Below are 18,411 nucleotides of genomic sequence, written 5' to 3'. Positions count from 1 at the left end.
CGAGAAATTGGCCACAGACAAAAGCGAGGCCCCGCCCCTAAGCTCAAAGACCCTAATCCCCCTGGCGGCGTCCCATGCACCTGAGAACACGTTTCCTGCTTCCGCTCGCCCTGGTGGCATTCCTTGCCGCCTGTTCACAGCCGAAGGACGCCATCATCCCAGCGGATTCCGCGACCTGGGAGAAGGACCTGCTGCCAAAGATTCAGAAGCTTTCAGACGATGACCGCGCGGCCCTAGCGGCCTATCTGGTGCGCGCCAAGATGGGCGAGGCATTCGGCGGCAAGACGATGCCCCTCGGCACCACGGTCGGCCAGGCCATCGACCAGCAAAAGGCTTTTGCGGCTCAGCAGGCGGTAAAGGCGGCTGAGGAGCAGGCGCTCAAGGAGAAGCTGCGCAAGGAACAGGAAGAGGCTGCGGCTGCGCTCAACAGGATTGTCACGGTGACGCTTCTCGAAAAGAAAGAGCTCGCACCAAACTACGAGCAGCGCCGATACAGCCAGGAGCAAGTCTTCAAGATTGGCATTCGCAATGGCGGCGACAAGCCAATCAGAGGCGTGAAGGGCGTGCTCGAGTTTGTTGACATCTTCGGCAAGCGTGTTGGCTCCGTCGCCTTCGCTGTGGCCGAGAACATTGCGCCCAGCCAGGCGCTCGTATGGGAGGGCAGCCGCGACTACAACCAGTTCCTCGATGAACACAAGGCGGTCTGGAACCTGGAGGAGGGGAAATTCACGACCCGCTTCGTACCGGAGCAGGTAGTTTTTGCCGATGGCACCAAGCTGGGTGCTAGCCAATAGCGCAGCGATGGCTCACGGCTTTGTAAAACAAATCGCCGCTCCGAAAGGTACGGAGCGGCGATTCGGGCGAAATTGATTCTGCCCTTTCGGCCGATGGCCGCCATCAGGCGGCGTGACGGTCATACCGGGTGGAGTAGCTTCGCCGGCACATCCCAGAAACCCTGGCGCGTCGCGGCGCGTACCACGTTGGCGCGCTTGCGGAACTGCGGGTCGATGGCAATCAGCTCGGCGCGCGGCACACTCAGCACATTGGCCATGCGTTCGAGGCAATGCGCATCCACGTTGGGCATCGCTGCACGCTCCACGCGGCTGATTTTACAATGTGAAATTTTGTAATCGAATGCGGCCTGTGCGACCTGCAGTTGGGTCACTCGCGCGCGGATGCGGGCGTTGCGGAACAGCCGCGCGAACTTCTTCAGTTGCGGCTTGGTGAACTTGAGCTTCTTGACGATTGCCATGGCATTTCCTGTGAGGTTGACGGGTGGTTTTTGCCGGGCGGACCCCAGACATGCCTCTGTGAAGCAACCACGTTTATCCGCCCGCATCACCTAAAAGGAACCCGCCGACAGCGTGCGCTGCAGGCGGGTTTCAGGAAATCAGGTCGGAGACCTCAGCCACGGGCGCAGGCCCAGGGGCTCGAAATACTCGAAGGCGGCATTGCGCACGCCCGCGAGCTCGCTGTATTGCCAGGCTGTGCCCAGCTGCATGATGGTCGCGTAGCGGGCGTCGAAGGGGTCCGGGTAGACGTGCAGCTGGCGCTTGTCACCAGTAAGAAGCACGCCGCGCGTCGGGCCGTTGACCACCTTGGCTGGCTTGGTGAGGCTCGCGCCGAGGCACGGGATGAGCCTGCCCGAGCGCAAGCCGTCGAGGAAAGTCAAAGCGCGGCCCTCGAATTCGGTGGTCGCCTGCTGGTACCCAGGGTGGCCGCCTTGAGCGTGAACCTGAACCTGTTCTGCGAGCAAGTCCTTGCCGACAACGCCGAAGGCAGCCATCGCGACCAGGACGTCAAGAAGTTGTGCATACGGCATCTTCTCGAAGTAGAGGTAGTCGCCGACGGTGGCTTGCACCATCAGGTTTGCGCAGGGGAGCGCCTTGACTGCATTCAGCAGGTCGTCATCACGGCAAGTGAACGAGCCACTCAGCACTCCAGAGATTTTTTGGGCCGTGGTTGCGTACAGATGCGCATCCTTACCATTGACGGTGGTGCCTCCGACCTTGACGAGGGCGAAACTGTGACCGAAAACGGCCGCGGGATTGAAGATTCGAGAGCTCATTGTCCTTGCAAGGTGGGTTTGTCCTATTTCGTATAGGCGATGCGTCCCGGCTATAGAAAACCCCTTCGGTGCGCGCACAGAAGGGGCTGGAGGAATGAAGGCCCGAGGCTATGACGGCAGACCGTCAGTCCATCCGGATGGCTTCCCAGTCGATGGCGCCCGGCTCGGCGGTTGTGGGCGCGACGCCCGGTACGGCACCGACCCACTCGGGGGCAGAACCCTCGGGCAGCTCGAAGTGCTGCGTCCAGAACGCCACGGCCTGCGCCTTGTCCGGGGCGACGACCAGCAGGTCCAGGTTCTCGCCGTCGGGGTTGTTGTCGCGGATGTAAAAAAGGTGATTTCCTTGGGGCATCGTTGATTCCTTTAGCCTTGACGGCCGCAATTGATAAAGTCCGTCCGGTCGAGTCCTTGCGACTCGAGGTAGGCGGTTTTGCTGGCAACGGCGCGTTCGAACTCCTCGGGGTCACCCGCGGTGCATTCGATGACGAAGTCGAGCTGGCGAAGCCGCTCGGTCTGTTGCGACGTCAGTACTCGGTGAGACAAGGCGCTCGTCCTCAGTTGGGCGTCATGCGATGGCCTTGCATGAAGGCAATCCACTTGTCGGCCTTGGCGTCGGACTTGAAGCTGGCTTGCAGCTCACCGTCGACGCTGACCGATGCGGCGTAGCCAGGCTCCTTCGAGGCGTGGCGCACCAAGTTCGGAACCCGATAGGCTGGGTGCCGGTACAGCTCCTGCTTGCTTGCAACGTCGATGATGCGGACGATGCATGCCGTCAGGATGGCGCCTCCGCCGTGGGAATTCCGCCGGCTAATCAGCAGTGGCGCCCGGATGGGGCCCATGGACCGGCCGACCGTTCCGATAACGTCGTGCTCCTCGAGCCAGTCTCGTCCTGTCAACGCGTCGCCCATGAACAGCCGCAGGCGGCCGCCATGCTGCCGGTACGCCTCCAGCACCGCCTGGACCTTCACCGGGGTGTCCGGGTCGAACAGGGTTGTGGTTGGCTTGGTGGCAATGTAGGCGCTTTGAGCGGCCTCGTACAGCTGGTACTGTGCGAGGGTGCCGATGTCGGCCTCGTTCGGGGAGGCCAGGCCAAGCAGGCTGGCGAACTGGCGCAAGCGCTTGAACGTGACGTCGAACCCGAGGCAACTGAAGCCGCGGCCGCTTGGCAACACGAAGAGTCGCTGGGAAGCGTTGATGGTGATGGTGCTCATGGCAGATGTCCTCTGTGGAAAGAAATGGTTCTTTCCGGTATAGGACCCGGGCGCACAGGGCCGCCTCCGGCCCCCGGCCTCTAAACACCGCCAAGCCGGTCATGCCCAGGTACCTCAGAACCTCACACGAAAAACCCGCCGAGCGAAAGCTGCGGCGGGTGCGGATTCGAATCAGAGGAGTTCGTAGACGGAAGAGCGAGTTTCCACTCGAGAACCATCGATAGTGAGGATGTTGGTGGTGGCCACCTCGGTACCTGGCGGGTGAATCGGGTGTTCAAAGACTTCGCGAGTTTGCCTTGCCGCCAAAGCCCCGAAGGTCACATCGTCCGAACGCGATTCGTTCGCTGCCTCGTCCGTGTGGCGCGTGACATCCGTGTAGTCGATGTCCAGGTCGACATGGCCGGTGCGCTTCTTCAGGTGCGCGGGTCGTAAAGCCCGCCTTCACCATCCCGGGGTAGCTGCTGCTTCTCGCGAGGTAGATGTGTCCTTCGGCCACGTGTGCTCCAAACACGCGTCTAGCCGAACTATTTAGCCCGCGCTGCCTGCGGCTCTAAACAGCAATTACATCGAAATCTAAATTGCAGTGGGCGCGCTTCGTGCTAAAATGCTTCTTACAAGAGGACCCTCCAAGACATGCACGTCATCATCACCGGCACCATCGGCTCAGGGAAGTCGACGGTTGCCGCGCAGCTTTGCAAGGCGCTGCCCCAATACAAGCTGCTGGATTTCGACAAGGAAGTTGACGGGCTCTACCGGGACGACCACTTTCTTGCGTTCCTGGACAAGGAATTCGGCACGACCGACCGCAAGCAAGTCTCCGACATCGTTTTCGCCCAGCCCGAGCTTCGCCGGCAGCTCGAGGCCCGGTCCATCCCCGCCCTACAGGAACGGCTCACCGATGCCCTGCAGGCGCACCCGAACCTTCTTATCGAGTTCCCCCTCTACTTCGAGGCAGCGTGGCCACTGGGGCACGTCGACCTCTGCGTCACGGTGCACTGTGACCAGGAGACCCAGGTTAAGCGCGTAGCTGCCCGGGATAAGGCCTCAGCCGGCAAGATTGCTGCCATCCGGGCCGCCCAGCTGAGCACTGCCGCCAAGGTTGCCCTGGCCGACCAGGCCGTCGATACGGGGCGCGACGACGTACCCGAACAACTGGCGCGCCTCGTCGAGGCCATCCGCATCGGTGACCTCCGGGACCGCGCGCTTTGCGACCTGGGCGTAGCCGATGCCTGGCCGGAGCTGGTCGCAGCCTACTCTCAGCCCCATCGCCGCTATCACACCCTGGCGCATCTGCATGCCATGTTCGAACGCCTGGACCAGGTTGGCTCCAATGTGTCCCATCCCAAGGCGCTCGCGCTCGCCATCTGGTTCCACGACTACGTGTACGAGGTCGACGACCGGTATGGCGACAACGAGGCCCGTAGCGTGAAGGCCATGAGCGACGTGCTTCGGCGCAGCGGCAGCCCGCTCCTCTACGAGCACGAGCAGCGGTCGAGCGTGGTCGCCCTCGCCGCCGAGTTCATCCTCGCCACCAAAGGCCATCAGCCCGCTTCGGGCTACCTCCAGTCGCGTCCAGCCGCATTGGCCGACGCGCAGCTCTTCCTGGACATCGACCTAACCATCCTGGGCAAAGGCCCGGCCGCAGCCGAGCAGTTCGACCAGGCCATCCGACATGAGTTCTCGCGATACGGCGACCAGGAGTTCGCCCGTGGCCGCGTTCAAGCGCTGACGACCTTCCTGGAGCGGGACCAGGTCTACTTCACCCCCACGTTCGCGCATCTTGAAGAAGCTGCGCGCGCAAACCTCAACTCTCTCATCTGCCGCTGGAAATCAGTGGCTCCCGCCCAATGACTCGCATCGCTGTTTACGCCGGTACCTTCGACCCCCTGACCAAGGGGCACCTGTGGGTGATTCGGGAGGCCCTTCGGCTGACCGACAAGCTCTATGTCGCCATCGGCGTGAATCCGGACAAGAAAACTTATTTCTCGCTCACCGAGCGCCTCGAGCTCATCCGGGCTGTGCTGTCGTCAAAGCTCACGCCGGCCGACTACGCCCGCATCGAGGTGGTTTCGTATGAAAGCGAGCTGCTGGTGAACTTTGCCGGCAGGGTAGGGGCGACCCACATCATCCGCGGCATCCGGAACAGCAACGACTTTCACTACGAATTCGGTATCAACCAATTTAATCGAACGATTGACCCGAGAATCGAGACCATATTCCTCATCACGCCTGACCGCCTGGCGCAGACGAGCTCGTCGTTCGTCAAGGGTCTGGTGGGCGTCGGAGACTGGGAAACCTTGCTGACAAGGATGGCCCACCCGGCGGTCATCGCTGCCTTCAAGGCCAAGAGGGCCGCGACCGCCTGAGCCGGCGGGCCCGCAGCGCCGTCTAGCCCTTGAGCCAGCCCGCCAAGGCAACAAGGGCTGCGCCGAGACTCGCCCCCAGGCCAACGACCGCCCAGGGGAACCAAGGCCGCTGGTCGATTGCATTGCGGGAACGTTGGTGTTCGCAGAAGACCCGCCAGCTTTCCGCGCGGTAGGCTTCCATCTGCTCCTCGAAGGACGGCATCGGTGGAATCGGGTCTTTACGTCGCATGCGCATATCGTAGCGAAGCTTCGGCGAATTGGAAGGAGCCATCTCGAGGCCCGACCCGCGGGCCGGTGCGGGTCCAGCCAAGGTGTTGGCCAGCTTAGCGGATGCGCGTGGGCTGCTAGTCATAGCTTACAACTGGGCTGACGGCGGCGAAATTGCAAGCCAAAGCTGACATTTTTGAGAGGGCGTCCAGCCCTCGTGCTCTCGCTAGACGGTTGCAGGACAACCTCACAGGAGAAGTTTTTTGAACGCAAACGACACCGCCGCGGAAGCCCCCTATCGGCTCGACGAAATCGAGGGCATCCTGCGGGAGGCAGGCCTTCCGTACAGCCGAATCGGCAACCACCTGCGCGCCGAGCTCTATGCCTTGGACGCCTTCTACGGCATCGCGTACATTGTGGCTGCCGAGGAGGTGTTTTCCTTTGCTGGCAGCCAGGGGGAGGTCGAATACGCACGCAGCCAGCTCTGGGAGCACGTGTGCGGCAAGGACCATTTCGAGTACAGCCCGAAGAAGAACCTGTACCTGTTCGTCGTCGGGCCGTCGGAACTCATCGACCAACCGGAGTACCTGGTGGCGCGGGCCCACATCGTCAACGACGACCGGAACTACGCCATGAAGCGGGTGGTCACGCCTGCGCAGGCACAGCTTTTGCTGCAAAACCCCTTTCAGCCCTTGGTCGGCGCCGCCCGTGCGGCAGAACGGCCGGAATTGCACCTGGTGCGGGAGCCGTACGAACAGCTGGGGACGACGCCCGAACAGCTCGAGGCGTCGGCCGGCCTCACGGTTGGGCCCATCCTAGATTACCGCGAGGCGGAGCGTCGGTACGACAGCCCGGCCCTCGTGTCCCGAGGCGACGAGTTCACGGACGAGGTCTGGGACCACGTGGAGGTCATCTTCCGGCGCCTTATGGGCCTGGATTACGGGCTGAGGCGCACGGTGCTGGGACTCTGCGTCACCCATCGTGGCAACCCGCACGGCGCGTTCATGTGGCAAGCGAGCAGGGGAGAGCGCATGGCGTTCGCCTTCGCCCAATTCCTGGCTGAAGCCGCAAAGGACGTGAAGCCTGGTCTTTGCCTGGGCGTGCACGACGTTCTCGCGGCGTTCGATACATTGCGGCAGCTCGTCGCGCTCGACTTGCTGCGTGACTTTGCCGTCGCTACTGGCGCCAGCATCCAGCTCAGGTCCGCCAAACAGGACTTCAAGCGCCTCGCCGAGGCAAAGTTCAACTTGCTCAAGGCCCTGCCGGCCTGACCGAATGATTTACCGCCCGCTTCCTCTCGAGGAGGCGGGCTTTTTCGATTCGGGAAGGACGGCCCGCAAGCTGGTCAGGGCGGTGGCTTTTTCGCGAACGCGTCGTACGCAAGCACGGCACGGCGCATGTACGGCCATCGCTCGACCATTCGTTCCTTGCCGTCCTTGGGGCAAATTTCGTCGTCAGCGTAGGCCTCGAGTTCCTTTTGGATGCGAGCGGCGGTACCCGTCGCCCCTTTTGCGTGGCCGAAGGCGCACCTGGCGCCCCTTGGGCTGGAATTCCAGATGCGTGCGAGGATGAACGCCTCCCGCACGTCGTGTTTGCCGTCGGTCACCACCAGCCGATAGGCCGAGGCCCATTCGTTGTTTGCAAAATCCCGCATGATGCGGAACTGCACGTCCTCGCGACGCAGTGCCTCGCGCATGCCGTGCCGAAACACCTGCCAGTCCTTTGGACTCAACGTGCTCCGGAAATAGTCCCTGCAGTACTTCTTGCCGGCAAATCTTGGGTGTTCATCGTGCTGGAACGCTGCACCCGCGAGGTCCGTCTTGACTTCGGTGAGGGGCGACGTGCAGTGGCCGCCGCTGGCATAGAGCCTGTCGAAGTTGACGCCCTTGAGCTTGAAGAATTCATTCTTGTTCGCAGCCGGCACGACGTCCGGATGGTTTTTCTCAAGGTACCCCATGAGCTTTTCCAAGCCGCCCGAGTCCTGGTGCATGACGCCAATGCCGCCCTTGGAATAGCTCATGAGGTGCTTGCCGTCCCCGGTGCTCTCGACCGCCTCCCAGTTTCTCCGCGCTGGGTCTTTCGGGAGGCCTGTCGTCGGCGAAACGCCCCATTCGGCGACCGCCAGGGCGAGGGGAATGAGCGACAGATTGGCGATTGCGGTCGCGTCTGTCGGATTCGTCTCGTAGGCCTCGACCAGCGTCTTGATGAAGTCGGCCTGCAGCAACTCCCCGCTGATGTTGTCATCAGCCGTGGTGCTCCATTTGCCCTGGGCAAGGAAGGCGCGCATAGCCTCCTCCGAGGGACCGCGGGGCGCCGTCGGTGCCGGCTGGGCCGTCGCAAGAGCTGCGGACGCCACAAGCGCTAGGCATCCGGCGGCCCGATGAAATGGCATCACGGTTCCGAACAAATGCATCGAGCTTCTCCTCGCTGTGGCGGGCACCCTCCTGCCCCGAGGTTCCAGCGTAAGGGATTCAGCCCGCGATTGGAAGGCCGCTTGTGTGGTCCTTAAGCGGGCTCAGCGACTTGGGCCGGCGGGACGGAAGTGGAGTCCAGCCAAACACCGCGGCTGCGAAGTACCGGCCCCCATTCGTCCCAGGGAAAATACGCGCTGGGGTGGCGGACGAAAAAGAGCTCCAGCTCCCGTCCCCCGTGCACGAGCCGCATGTGCAGCGGGCGGGTGTCGACAATCGCAGGTAGGCGCTCCTGCACGAGTATCTGCACGTCAGGCATTGCGCGAAGCGCGGCAATCTTCTTTGGCTCTGTGCCATAGACGATGCAACGCTCAGCCTCTAGCGCGGCCGCCACTGGAAAAAACTGGTTCCAGCCGGCCACGAAGTCCTCGTCCTTCGGCCGATGCGTGCGGGAATTCAGCAGCCGTGGCACCAAGTTGAGGTAGGCGACCTCGGACCACAGCCTCTGCCGCTCCGCGGCGGAGGGCCGTGTCTTCAGGAACACGGCTCGCTCGAAATTCGCGAGGAATGCGCGCTTGCGGCTGCCCTTTGGAAAGCTGTCCGACAGGCCCATCCTCAGGTGCCGCCAGCGCATGCTGTCAACGACCGAAATTTTCTCGCGGTTCCTCTCGTACTCCTCAGCCGAGCCCCAGACATAGAGGCTTTCGCCCAGCACGATGGTCCTTTTGGCGGACGTTCGGAAGGCCGAGCCTACCCAAGGCAGCAAAGGAAGGCGCAACGCCTCGAAGGCCGTGTCGAACGACCTGTCCAAAAATCCCCTGTACTTGTCTTCGCCTTCTTCCATGGTGCCTCTGTTCAACGTTCTGTCGAAGTTATCACGCTGCTTGCGCGAACCCGGCCGCCTGCTGCGCCAGGCGCCGCTTCAGCCATGCCTTCTGCGACAAAATGCCGAGCCCGGCGAGCGGGACGTGCACGTCGCCAAACCTCGTGGACAGGAATCTCATCAAGTCATCTCGGTAGGCCCGCCCCGCGAGGACGACGCAGGCCTCTCCTCGGAGGCTGGCCGATTGCATCTGGCGTTCCACTTCCCGGGCCCACGCCTTGCGACCAGCCGCACTGAGGTCGTTCAAAGACTGGTCGTAGGGCGATAGAAGCTCGTCCGGGTGCACGAGCCCATGCTTTGCGGACAGGATGTACCAGCTCCCGGTCTGCCGCTCAGTCCAGGCGCGCGCCTTCCTGAACAGGTCCGAGCAGTACAAGTCCCTCGCCGGTGCAGCCGATTTCAACTTTTGCGAGCAGCAGGCAACGAAGACGGTGGGCGAGTGCAGCCCCGTGGTCCTTGCTGTCAAGCCAAGGCCGACTGGATGCCCACACGCGCCGCGCGCCGGCGTGGACGCCCGGTCTCCTTAAGGCTGCGCACCAGGTGGTTGGCCAAGATGGATACGTCGCGACCCGCGTTCTGGACTTGGTTCCAAGGGCGAACGTCGTCCACCGAAAACCGCCAGGAGCCGTGCGTCCAGGCGCATTCGTTGGCGATGCGCTCCAGCCCGGCCCTGAACTGTTGCCTGGTTCGGGCGCCCTCGACGCCGTGCAAGTAGTCCATGGCGAAGCCGAGCGCCATGATGCCGGCGCTGTGGACCAGCCGGGAGGTCCGAGGGGTCTGCTCGTCCCAGGCGCAGGGCCAGGTGTCCCGGACGGCCCAGAAGAAGTCGCTGACCAGGTCAGCCGAGCGCGCGACCGCGGTCTCCGCCGGCGCTTCCCGAAGCGCGCCGTCAGAGCGGGAGCACATGACGAGCTTCTGAAGCGCCGTGTCCCGCACAACGCCTTTGGGATTGGTGTGCTGGCTCACCGCGCGGCGCAACGACGAGTCGGCGCGATAGTTGAGCTGCTCGACAACCTGGGAGCCGAACGACCGGGAGCTCATGCGCTTGGGCAACGACGACACTGTTGGCAAAAGCTCGTAGACCAGCTGCTTGGGTAGAGGCCGAGTGTTGTTGATGAGCACGAACTGCCGCCGCAGCTCGGCGTAGTCCTCGCAGATGAGGACCGAGCAGAAGACCTCGAAGTCTGTTCGACCGCTCGCCACGAGCGCCTCGAGACGCTGCTGGCCGTCGACCACGAAGCCGGGCCCGTCGCCGTCACGGAGCGTGACCACCAGCTCATGGAGCTTGCCGGCAACTTGCTCAACCCGCGCGCCCTTGACGAAGGCAATCACGACCGGGTTTGGCAGGATGGCATGCCCTTCCTGAAGGTACTCACTGATTTCTCGGATGTGCTTGGCAACAAGGTGACGCTGGAAACCCCGCAGCTTCCCGTCCTCTTCACGACCCACGCGTTCGACCCGGGCTATGGCACGCAGTTGGCCGGGCAGCGCCGTCACGCTCAGCACCTTGTGCCGCCGGGACTGTTGGGCGAGCAAACCTTGCAGACGAATCTCTTGCACTAGCGTCCTTCGATTTATACGGGACACATACTTTACTCTATAAAGCTATAACCTTCAATTGCGTTTAAGGGCCGGACTTTGTAGAACGTAGTGTATGCCGAGCGAGGTTTAGCAACCATCTCGCGTAAACCCACCGTCTTCAGGCCGGGGATATTAGGCGGACGCCATGGTCGCACGATAGGAGCCCGCAGCTCTTGCCAGGCGCCCGAGCACCCAACTTGCGCGGCTGATACGACCACCACGCTGGACAGGTGCACGCTCAGCGCCTGGCCTAAAACGTAGGAATCCCCCCGCCTTGGCGGGGGGAGGAATGTCACCCTGAGCTGGCCTCGCAACGAACAATGCGCCGCCAGGTCGAGCAGGACTGAAGGGGCATCGAGAAATTAACGCCAGACAGACTACGCGCCGCGCCATTGCTGCGGCGAACGGTCTCGCTGCGTCACTTGAAATCCCGCGAGCTTGTCCTCAACAGCCCTAGCAGTGGCGTCAAGTCCTTCAGCCGTTCTGCGACCAGGCTCCGCGGCTCCCCGTCGGCTCTGCCCGCGCAAGGGTTACTTCGGTGCGGAAAGCAGCATCAAGCCACAGCCGGCGAACTTCGCCTTACCGTATCCCGTGGCTAGCTTCGTGAGGAAACGAGCGGGGTCTTGCACCTCGAGGGTACCGGTGATGTCCAGGTAGGAAAGCTTGGTCATGTGCTGGCCCCGCTTCGTCACGTCGAAGCGTCGGTAGTTTCCCGCAGAGCAGTCCACGACCCGAAAACCCGAGCTTTCCTCGCGGCGTTCGAGCCAATCGGCCGCTACCCCCTGCGCGATAGTCTGAACGTCGACCTCGCCGCCAGCGGCCTGATATCGGTCCATCACCATGTCGACCCGCTTGCTGCGAGCATTGAGCCCCTGGGCTTTATCCTCCGTCGGACTGACCCGAAGTGAGAAGCCCACCAGTTGGCCAGCCCGTACCTTGGGCGCGTATTCGCGCGTTCGGGCGCGCCATGGACCCTCGGGCGAGAGCGCTTTCGGCGACAAAACGTAGACCTCGAGACCGTCATCCGTGATTTCAGTGCGGTAGAGGAACTCCCGGGAGGCATCCGGTCGAGCCTGGAGCATGGACCAGAGCGCCTGGTGCTCCACGTATTTGTTCGCAACCAGGCGGGAATAGGCGGCGACCGATTCGCGGGTACGGGGGAGGGTGAGGTGGGTGAGCTGCATGAAAATCAAAGGGTCAAATGACCCTCCCGCTCAACGCGGGAGGAAAAACTGTTTCTCGAGAGCGCAGTACGTCGGTCGTTTCGCCGATGGACGACAAGCGGCTCGACCGCCGTTGGCAGGTCGGCTTCCCAGAAGAACTCGCGCTCACACGGATGGCCGGTGCCTCCGACACGACGGCTCCACTCGCGCATTGCGTCCTCCGCCGTCTCGGCGGCAAACACGAGTGGTGCGGTAAAGGCTGACAGCGCACAACTCTTGCGGCCGAGGTAAAGCGGGAACGCGGGCGCGCACAGTGCATCGGCAATGGTGCGCAGAACGGATTCCTCCCCTCCAAGGACCACTAACCAGTGGCCGCTTTGCAGGTACTCACGACGGGTCACCATCGAATTCGGCTCGCCGGTGGCCAGCTGCTCTCTGCGGGTGCGACCGATTTGCTTTGCAGGTGCCTGCACGGTATGGAAGTCGACCAGCACAGTTGGCGTGCGAAGTACCACATACCCTAGCGACAGCGCGTTGGACAGGGCGAGAAAGCGGCTGTCTTCCGAACGTTGAATGCCTAGCGCAGCCGCGAGCAAGCCCACCACCGCGGCGCGGCGAGGCCGACCATCAGTGCCTCGTTGCTCGCCCGACGTGCTCCCGAAGGAGGCTAACGGCGCCTTCAGTTGCAGAACAAGGTAGTGCACGGTCTGCCCTTAAGCCGCCACTGCCTCTGCCACCAGGGCCTGCACTTCAGGAAGGGAGCCTTGACGGGCAGCGACGAACATTTCGCGATACTCGGTACGCTGCGAGGGGAAGCATTGAAAGGCTGCTTCACGGTTCGCACGCAGCGCTGCAACGGCGCCGCCCGTAATGTCGTCGCCCTTCACCGGAGCGGCGAAGGCATCCGCATAGGAGCGAGGCTGTGCATTCCCGACCTCGACCGCCAGGTAGAAAGCGTACGAGCGCGCCGCGAACGTATTCTGTTTGCCACCGGGCGCCACGGTCGCGACGGCCTCAATGAAGGCTTCGATTGCTCGTGCCGCCAGCGCCTTGTCACCGTTAAGATTCTTCAGCAGTACGTCGACGTCCACGTTGAAGTAGGAGTAGTACACCCCTGCGCCAAAACCGTTCGAACCCATGTGGCCCGAGCCCTCGTCTGGCGAAATGTCGTCGACAGCGGTGAAGAAGTCATCGTCAGCAGTCGCTTTGTGAACAGTGAACGCGTGAGCGGCCTGCACCCCGCCTTCGACGGAGAGGGGCTTGTTGCCGGCAACCATGCGACCGAACATCGCCACGTCGACGCTCATGAGCAGGTCCAGAATCTGGCCCTCGACCACCTTCTGCTCGATAGGAGCGCCCTTGGTGGAGCCGCTGGGGTTGAGCGAGTCGGCCAGTACGGTCTTGATGAACTCGACCTCCGATTTGCTGGCGTAAAACAGGTTCCCCTTGAGCTCCGCCAAGGTAGCGGGGAGGGGCGCAGCGCCCTTCTTCTTCTTGCCGCCCTTGCCCTTCTTCGCCTCGGACGGCGGCGTTTCAGAATCCGCGTCGTCCGTCCCGGATTCTTCGTCCTTAGGAGCGGCGCTCTTGCTACCCTCGAACGCGTCGCGAACAGGCACGATGTGCGCGATTACGGCCGCTTCAGGGTGACCAAGGGCGACTTGCTCCGAGGCAAGCGTGAACCACAGGTCGCGGCTGCGCGTGCCGGTCATGATGTCGGCCATAACTTCGCTCGTGCGGTAAGCCCGTTTCAAGCACTGCGAGGACAGGCGAAGACGAGGAACTCCGCAGAACACTTCGCTCTTCGGACGCGACAACTCGTCGCGGTTGAGGTTGTTGGCGCCGTACGCGGTCAGTGCGTGGATTTGAATGAACTTCTTGGTCATAAGAGATGCCGATTGGATTGGATGAAAACGGAGACGGAGTGGGTGCGACGCGGCTCAGGCGGCTGTGAGCTTCACGGAGTGATAGTCCGCAACGAGCCGCTTGCGCAGGACGTCCGCGTAACCCTCAGTCCAGTTCAGCGCGAGGTCGGCGATGCTGAAGGGCGACACTTGGCCCTCAACGAAGCGGATGGCACGATGAACATGCGTAAACAGCTCTTCCGGGCCCTCGGCGGTAACGAGCTGCTGGAAACGGAGCGCGGAGTAGGGGTGCTTCTTGTCCCCAAGAGCCTGCCCCAGGCTCGCCTTGCCTTGCCCGACGTGCGGAAGCAGAAGCAGCGCGCATGCAAGGTTCTCGTCACGCACGCGGTGACCCGCAGCGGAGAGTGCCTGCCGTGTCTGGGGGAAAGTGGGTTCGAACATTGCGTGGAGCGCTTCGCTGCCTCGGCGCAACCTGAAGTACTCCGGATTCCGGGAAGCCTTCAGGGCGAAGATGGCGCTGACCACAATGTTGGCGGCGGACAGGGAAGGGTTTGGCGGAGTCATGCGGCGATAGCGTCCTGGTTGGAGGCCGGCTTGGCCTTGGGGTAAATCAGTGAGTACGTTTTGGCGCTCAGCAGAACGAGCTTGTGGCTCAAGGTCTCATTCGCGAAGTCGATGACTAGCGCTCTGTTGAACAGCGATACTGCCGCCTTGCGCAACTGACTGCAAAATTGCTCGTAGTCATCCTGCGTGAGGCTGCCGCCGGCTCCGTCGACTTTCGCCAGTGCACGGCTGATGAGTGAGCGTGCGCGGCCGGCAAGTTCGGATTCGAGTTGCCCGGGACTGCTGGAAAGCGGCACCGCAAGGGGTCGCTTCTTGCTACCGAGGTTCTTCCGGGCGGCCGTCCGGACGATGACGAGGACCCGCTGCGCTTCGGCAACCAGCTTCTCGGCCTCTGCTCGCAATTGACGAAGGTGCTCCGCGTCAGCTGCGGCCAATAGTGGCCCCGCCTCGTCGAACCAGGTCAGGAACGTGGCGGTGGCGTAGCGCGGACCGAAGACGCGAAGGGTAGCGCGCGCGGCCTCTGCGCGGGACAGGTGTGCCATCGCGGGCAGGCCGGCCAAGATTCGGCGGGTCGGGGTTTGTGCGCCCAGCGTCAGCGCGAGCCAGTCCCCGAGCATGTAGCCTTCCGACGGAACCATGACCGCGGCCTCAACGTCCACCTTGGTCTTGACGCCGTCTATCTCCTTCTCGTTCTTGAGCATGCACCACGCCGTGTGAGGGTGGCGGAGCCCCTCAGGCGGACGGGCGGCCGTCTTGTCACGGCTCGCGGTTCGAATATGCGTGGGGTGAACTTCTCCGCAGGTGGAGCATGAGGTGCCGTCCGCGTTCGCGCTTTCATGGAGTCGCAGGGCACGGGGCATCCACCAGAGCGCCGCGTGCGCACCCAGCTCCCTTGGCCCGATTGCCTCCTTGCTGAAGACCTTCAGGCCCGTCGTCCAGGGGAAATCCTCTTCCGCTCCACCCTCGAGGCAGTAGCGGTCGGTGTACGTGTCGCGGTCCAGTAGATTGAGGCAGATGGTCTCCCACAAGGTGGGTGCCTCGATGAGCGCGGCCAGGGCGCTTCCCCCGCGCAGGGCAACCTTGTAGCCGGAACCTCCTTGGCCCGCATGCGCCTGGTTGCCAAAGAGGGCCGCCGGGGCGCAATGTGGGCACATTGAGTCGAGTGCCGAGCGGTGAACGAAAAGGTCGGTGTTTTTGGCAACAGCGTTCGCACCGGGCCCCTCTGGTACCAGGCCACGCACAGGGATTTCTCCGCCAATAGCTTCTGGCGACTGCAGGAATCGTGCACCGTCACCAAAGATTTCAAACGCAGGCGCGGCAGTTCGAAACGCCTTGTCCAGCAATGCAAGGTCGGGGGCCCGCACCAGAGCTCGTCGCGCAATCCTGTCGTGCGGCGCCGCAAGGGTCTGGTAAACGCACACCGCCAGCTCAGTGATGAGCGCTGAGTAGTCGGCTCGGGCATGCTCCACACGAAGCGCACCGGAGGTAGGGATGTCCACCATGCGCTGCTTGGCCACAGTACCGTCTGGCAGCAGGAGGGGGACCCAAGGGTCTAAGAGTACGTTCATGCGCACAGCGAAATAGTGAAATTATGCCGCCTTGCTTGATGACGTAGGCGACGAATGCTAAAGCGTCACTCATTGTATCACAAAGGACACTGATAGCGCAATGCGCTCGAGTATAGGTTACAGCCTTAAAAGCTGAGGCCAGGCTCCACGCCGCAGCACAAGAGCCTGGCACGGGCTGTCCGTTGGCGGTCGACCGAGACTTCCAATCCCCGCGCAAGCGGGGGTGACGTGCTCATTGGCGTGAACTTGGCCATCAAGGGCGAGCTATCCCCGCTTGGGCGGGGGAGACCTCAGCAAATGCTCATCGCCCGCAGCCCGTACCGAGCTATCCCCGCTTGCGCGGGGGAGACACGCGTGAGCAAATCGAGGACGACCAATTTCACGAGCTATCCCCGCTTGCGCGGGGGAGACGTGTCCACCGGCATCGACCACTTCGAAGAGGGCGAGCTATCCCCGCTTGCGCGGGGGAGACTCAATGCAGCGCGCTTGCCAGGTGATAGCGCACGAGCTATCCCCGCTTGCGCGGGGGAGACCCCTCGGCGTCCTCGAGGCCAATCACCAGCCGCGAGCTATCCCCGCTTGCGCGGGGGAGACGTCTACGGATGTCTGGGTGGCTTCCTCGTCGGCGAGCTATCCCCGCTTGCGCGGGGGAGACGGCTCCTGGATGGCGATGCTCTCGATGGTCGACGAGCTATCCCCGCTTGCGCGGGGGAGACGAAGCCCCCTTCTTTGCATGCAACAAGCCTCGCGAGCTATCCCCGCTTGCGCGGGGGAGACAGGGGCACGATGTCGAACGCGGTGGACGCCGGCGAGCTATCCCCGCTTGCGCGGGGGAGACTACTCGACGTCTCGAGATGGAAGCAAAGACTGCGAGCTATCCCCGCTTGCGCGGGGGAGACAGCAGCTGCGCGGTACGCGCGCCCCAGCACGGCGAGCTATCCCCGCTTGCGCGGGGGAGACGCGTGCGGCTCACCTTGGTGCGAACGGATTTACGAGCTATCCCCGCTTGCGCGGGGGAGACGACGTTGCAGCGGCCGTCAGCGCCCCACAAGACGAGCTATCCCCGCTTGCGCGGGGGAGACGCGCACGCAGCACGCCAAAGCCTGACGCTGCGCGAGCTATCCCCGCTTGCGCGGGGGAGACTCTTCCCCTAACCCGTTGATTTAGCGAAACATTTTAGTTGTCACACTGTCCACCGGGGAAAACCACCTCCGCTAGACCTGCTAAATCCATAATGGACTCAGGGACCTCGTCTGTGCTCAACCGAGGGAAATCCACCAGCTGCAGCCCATCGACTTCGACCGCCCGGCGCCGATTCACGCCTACCGTCCGGAACGAGACGCCGCAAACCTCAGTTTGGTCTGGCCACACAATCAGGGCGTCGCCATCCTCGATGTTGCCGCAAGTCAACGCCCATAGTTCTTCACGCAGTTTCTGTGTCGCGTGCCCGGTATAGACGCCAGCCCGCACCTCAAGCAGTATCGTTGATAGCCGGCCTCTTAAGCGAGGTGGCGCACCAGTCAGGACGAGGACGAGCATCATGCGGTCGACTCTTCGAACAGGCCTTTGAGGTCATCCACGACCCGCGCAACAAATCGCGTTTGCTTAAAGTGGTCACGCAGGTGCCGCCTTACTTGAGTCTCCACCGCGAATGCCGAGCTCCCCGCGGCAGCCCTGAACGCAAGAGGTGCGCAAATCTCCAACTTATAGAGGTCTGCAATGTCGTATACAAAACTTTTGGCCCCTCCGTCGTGGACAAACCCTATCGTGGGCTGTATCCGCAGGCGAGAATAACAGCCACCGCATTCGCTGCGGACAGGGCCCGGTTGACGCTATCGGCAGCGTCCCACTCTCCTTGCTCGTAGGTTCGGCCTTTCCAGTCCACTCCGAACTGTCGAGCCAGCAATTTGTAGGACTCGCGGACCCGCACCCCCTCGATGCCTCGAAGTTGCTCAATACTGCGTCGGGCCGGAATCGCCTCGCCGAACCTAATCTCGAACATCTTGCGGGCCACCTGAAGCCTCCGGGCTTCGTCGGCATATGCCAAGACCTGCACTTTAAGGTTGGTAGGGTTTCCGTCGGAAGGGCGCCCGACAGAGTATGTACGGCACGCTTGCTCGCCAACGAAGCAAATGAGAGTGTGACACTGGGCCGCGAGCTGGAAGGCAGCGTGGGTCACGCTCGTCCCGGGCTCAAGAAACAAGACATTGAAAGCAGCCACTGGCATCTGCACGCGAGTTCCATTCGCATCCTCCAGTACAAATGCGCCGTCCTTGACGTCAAGGCGGCCGTAGCTCAGGAAAATGAAGGGTATCCGTTCCTTCTGAAGGCGATAGATAGGCTTTAGCGGGGCGTTCATACCCAGGTGTAGCGCTGCGTTACCACCAGGTCTTCTGCTGACGCGGAGAGCAAATATCCCGCCGAATGAGGGCGCCTTGACGTGACCCGGCGATTCCCGCTTGCGAGCACGACGGCAATCGTTTCGAGTGTCCCCGCTTGCGCCGGGGGGACATGCCCCATCCAGAAC

At 62.7% G+C, this 18,411-nt stretch carries 21 protein-coding genes and 1 CRISPR repeat array; of the genes, 4 read left to right on the top strand and 17 right to left on the bottom strand.

The window, feature by feature from the left end; all coding sequences use genetic code 11:
* The first annotated feature begins 74 nt into the window (after positions 1 to 74).
* Positions 75 to 794, top strand: a complete 720-nt coding sequence (locus tag APY03_RS03990) for a hypothetical protein (RefSeq protein WP_068674125.1) — start codon at positions 75 to 77, stop codon at positions 792 to 794.
* A 119-nt stretch (positions 795 to 913) separates the two neighbouring features.
* Here APY03_RS03990 and APY03_RS03985 read toward each other — a convergent pair whose 3' ends face one another.
* The 5 genes from APY03_RS03985 to APY03_RS03965 form a co-directional block, all read right to left on the bottom strand.
* Entirely contained in the window at positions 914 to 1,252 is a 339-nt protein-coding gene (locus APY03_RS03985) for a helix-turn-helix domain-containing protein (RefSeq protein ID WP_068674123.1), read from the bottom strand.
* Positions 1,253 to 1,390: 138 nt separating this feature from the next.
* Positions 1,391 to 2,146 carry a hypothetical protein gene (locus APY03_RS43205; protein ID WP_232324146.1) on the bottom strand — a complete coding sequence of 252 codons (756 nt, stop codon included), beginning with the start codon at positions 2,144 to 2,146 and terminating at the stop codon, positions 1,391 to 1,393.
* Positions 2,147 to 2,192: 46 nt separating this feature from the next.
* Positions 2,193 to 2,420: a hypothetical protein gene (locus APY03_RS03975; RefSeq protein WP_068674118.1), complete on the bottom strand. Its 228-nt coding sequence runs from the start codon at positions 2,418 to 2,420 to the stop codon at positions 2,193 to 2,195.
* An 11-nt stretch (positions 2,421 to 2,431) separates the two neighbouring features.
* Positions 2,432 to 2,611 (bottom strand): hypothetical protein, encoded by a 180-nt coding sequence (locus tag APY03_RS43200; RefSeq protein ID WP_068674116.1) that lies wholly within the window; start codon positions 2,609 to 2,611, stop codon positions 2,432 to 2,434.
* A gap of 11 nt (positions 2,612 to 2,622) precedes the next feature.
* Positions 2,623 to 3,279, bottom strand: a complete 657-nt coding sequence (locus APY03_RS03965) for a hypothetical protein (RefSeq protein WP_068674114.1) — start codon at positions 3,277 to 3,279, stop codon at positions 2,623 to 2,625.
* A 633-nt stretch (positions 3,280 to 3,912) separates the two neighbouring features.
* Between APY03_RS03965 and APY03_RS03960 the strand changes: the two genes are divergently transcribed.
* Complete coding sequence (locus APY03_RS03960) at positions 3,913 to 5,130, top strand: dephospho-CoA kinase (RefSeq protein ID WP_068674112.1); 1,218 nt, start codon at positions 3,913 to 3,915, stop codon at positions 5,128 to 5,130.
* Positions 5,127 to 5,645, top strand: coding sequence for a pantetheine-phosphate adenylyltransferase (gene coaD / locus APY03_RS03955; protein ID WP_068674111.1), 519 nt, complete (start codon positions 5,127 to 5,129; stop codon positions 5,643 to 5,645). Before APY03_RS03960 ends, coaD begins: the two co-directional genes overlap by 4 nt.
* A gap of 22 nt (positions 5,646 to 5,667) precedes the next feature.
* Here the strand turns inward: coaD and APY03_RS03950 are convergent, their stop codons facing one another.
* Positions 5,668 to 5,916: a hypothetical protein gene (locus APY03_RS03950; protein WP_232324145.1), complete on the bottom strand. Its 249-nt coding sequence runs from the start codon at positions 5,914 to 5,916 to the stop codon at positions 5,668 to 5,670.
* A gap of 199 nt (positions 5,917 to 6,115) precedes the next feature.
* Between APY03_RS03950 and APY03_RS03945 the strand changes: the two genes are divergently transcribed.
* Positions 6,116 to 7,123 carry a hypothetical protein gene (locus APY03_RS03945; protein WP_068674107.1) on the top strand — a complete coding sequence of 336 codons (1,008 nt, stop codon included), beginning with the start codon at positions 6,116 to 6,118 and terminating at the stop codon, positions 7,121 to 7,123.
* 74 nt (positions 7,124 to 7,197) lie between these two features.
* Here APY03_RS03945 and APY03_RS03940 read toward each other — a convergent pair whose 3' ends face one another.
* The 11 genes from APY03_RS03940 to APY03_RS03890 all read right to left on the bottom strand — a co-directional run bounded on the left by APY03_RS03940 (position 7,198) and on the right by APY03_RS03890 (position 18,243).
* Complete coding sequence (locus APY03_RS03940) at positions 7,198 to 8,292, bottom strand: hypothetical protein (RefSeq protein WP_232324144.1); 1,095 nt, start codon at positions 8,290 to 8,292, stop codon at positions 7,198 to 7,200.
* A gap of 65 nt (positions 8,293 to 8,357) precedes the next feature.
* Positions 8,358 to 8,978, bottom strand: coding sequence for a hypothetical protein (locus APY03_RS03935; RefSeq protein ID WP_146039553.1), 621 nt, complete (start codon positions 8,976 to 8,978; stop codon positions 8,358 to 8,360).
* 160 nt (positions 8,979 to 9,138) lie between these two features.
* The gene (locus APY03_RS03930; RefSeq protein ID WP_332105935.1) at positions 9,139 to 9,612 is read right to left on the bottom strand and encodes a DUF6884 domain-containing protein; all 474 of its coding nucleotides are present in this window, start codon (positions 9,610 to 9,612) and stop codon (positions 9,139 to 9,141) included.
* Positions 9,609 to 10,706 (bottom strand): DGQHR domain-containing protein DpdB, encoded by a 1,098-nt coding sequence (gene dbpB / locus APY03_RS03925; protein ID WP_162570915.1) that lies wholly within the window; start codon positions 10,704 to 10,706, stop codon positions 9,609 to 9,611. Before dbpB ends, APY03_RS03930 begins: the two co-directional genes overlap by 4 nt.
* Before the next feature lie 551 nt (positions 10,707 to 11,257).
* A complete protein-coding gene (gene cas6e / locus APY03_RS03920) occupies positions 11,258 to 11,911 on the bottom strand; it encodes a type I-E CRISPR-associated protein Cas6/Cse3/CasE (RefSeq protein WP_146039555.1) in 654 nt (217 codons plus the stop codon).
* A gap of 5 nt (positions 11,912 to 11,916) precedes the next feature.
* The gene (gene cas5e, locus APY03_RS03915) at positions 11,917 to 12,594 is read right to left on the bottom strand and encodes a type I-E CRISPR-associated protein Cas5/CasD (protein ID WP_083944147.1); all 678 of its coding nucleotides are present in this window, start codon (positions 12,592 to 12,594) and stop codon (positions 11,917 to 11,919) included.
* Positions 12,595 to 12,603: 9 nt separating this feature from the next.
* A complete protein-coding gene (gene cas7e / locus APY03_RS03910; protein WP_068674097.1) occupies positions 12,604 to 13,773 on the bottom strand; it encodes a type I-E CRISPR-associated protein Cas7/Cse4/CasC in 1,170 nt (389 codons plus the stop codon).
* A 54-nt stretch (positions 13,774 to 13,827) separates the two neighbouring features.
* A complete protein-coding gene (casB, locus tag APY03_RS03905) occupies positions 13,828 to 14,316 on the bottom strand; it encodes a type I-E CRISPR-associated protein Cse2/CasB (protein WP_068674095.1) in 489 nt (162 codons plus the stop codon).
* The gene (gene casA / locus APY03_RS03900; RefSeq protein ID WP_068674093.1) at positions 14,313 to 15,884 is read right to left on the bottom strand and encodes a type I-E CRISPR-associated protein Cse1/CasA; all 1,572 of its coding nucleotides are present in this window, start codon (positions 15,882 to 15,884) and stop codon (positions 14,313 to 14,315) included. Before casA ends, casB begins: the two co-directional genes overlap by 4 nt.
* Positions 15,885 to 16,144: 260 nt before the next feature.
* A CRISPR array of direct repeats spans positions 16,145 to 17,027; the repeat unit is 29 nt; unit sequence CGAGCTATCCCCGCTTGCGCGGGGGAGAC.
* A 33-nt stretch (positions 17,028 to 17,060) separates the two neighbouring features.
* Positions 17,061 to 17,423 (bottom strand): type I-E CRISPR-associated endoribonuclease Cas2e, encoded by a 363-nt coding sequence (cas2e, locus tag APY03_RS03895; RefSeq protein ID WP_083944166.1) that lies wholly within the window; start codon positions 17,421 to 17,423, stop codon positions 17,061 to 17,063.
* A 223-nt stretch (positions 17,424 to 17,646) separates the two neighbouring features.
* A complete protein-coding gene (locus APY03_RS03890) occupies positions 17,647 to 18,243 on the bottom strand; it encodes a CRISPR-associated endonuclease Cas1 (protein ID WP_068674089.1) in 597 nt (198 codons plus the stop codon).
* Positions 18,244 to 18,411 lie beyond the last annotated feature (168 nt).

It is taken from the genome of Variovorax sp. WDL1, assembly GCF_001541225.1.
Lineage (GTDB): Bacteria > Pseudomonadota > Gammaproteobacteria > Burkholderiales > Burkholderiaceae_C > Variovorax.
The sequence above is the reverse complement of the archived record's forward strand: the minus strand, read 5'-3'. Positions and strand labels throughout refer to the sequence as shown.

What these genes read in the sequence shown, in the direction of transcription:
- APY03_RS03990 (WP_068674125.1), top strand. Translation starts at nt 75, where the DNA reads ATGCACCTGAGAACACGTTTCCTGCTTCCGCTCGCCCTGGTGGCATTC.
- APY03_RS03985 (WP_068674123.1), bottom strand. Translation starts at nt 1,252, where the DNA reads ATGGCAATCGTCAAGAAGCTCAAGTTCACCAAGCCGCAACTGAAGAAG.
- APY03_RS03975 (WP_068674118.1), bottom strand. Translation starts at nt 2,420, where the DNA reads ATGCCCCAAGGAAATCACCTTTTTTACATCCGCGACAACAACCCCGAC.
- APY03_RS03965 (WP_068674114.1), bottom strand. Translation starts at nt 3,279, where the DNA reads ATGAGCACCATCACCATCAACGCTTCCCAGCGACTCTTCGTGTTGCCA.
- APY03_RS03960 (WP_068674112.1), top strand. Translation starts at nt 3,913, where the DNA reads ATGCACGTCATCATCACCGGCACCATCGGCTCAGGGAAGTCGACGGTT.
- coaD (WP_068674111.1), top strand. Translation starts at nt 5,127, where the DNA reads ATGACTCGCATCGCTGTTTACGCCGGTACCTTCGACCCCCTGACCAAG.
- APY03_RS03950 (WP_232324145.1), bottom strand. Translation starts at nt 5,916, where the DNA reads ATGGCTCCTTCCAATTCGCCGAAGCTTCGCTACGATATGCGCATGCGA.
- cas6e (WP_146039555.1), bottom strand. Translation starts at nt 11,911, where the DNA reads ATGCAGCTCACCCACCTCACCCTCCCCCGTACCCGCGAATCGGTCGCC.
- cas7e (WP_068674097.1), bottom strand. Translation starts at nt 13,773, where the DNA reads ATGACCAAGAAGTTCATTCAAATCCACGCACTGACCGCGTACGGCGCC.
- casB (WP_068674095.1), bottom strand. Translation starts at nt 14,316, where the DNA reads ATGACTCCGCCAAACCCTTCCCTGTCCGCCGCCAACATTGTGGTCAGC.
- casA (WP_068674093.1), bottom strand. Translation starts at nt 15,884, where the DNA reads ATGAACGTACTCTTAGACCCTTGGGTCCCCCTCCTGCTGCCAGACGGT.
- cas2e (WP_083944166.1), bottom strand. Translation starts at nt 17,423, where the DNA reads ATGCTCGTCCTCGTCCTGACTGGTGCGCCACCTCGCTTAAGAGGCCGG.
- APY03_RS03890 (WP_068674089.1), bottom strand. Translation starts at nt 18,243, where the DNA reads ATGAACGCCCCGCTAAAGCCTATCTATCGCCTTCAGAAGGAACGGATA.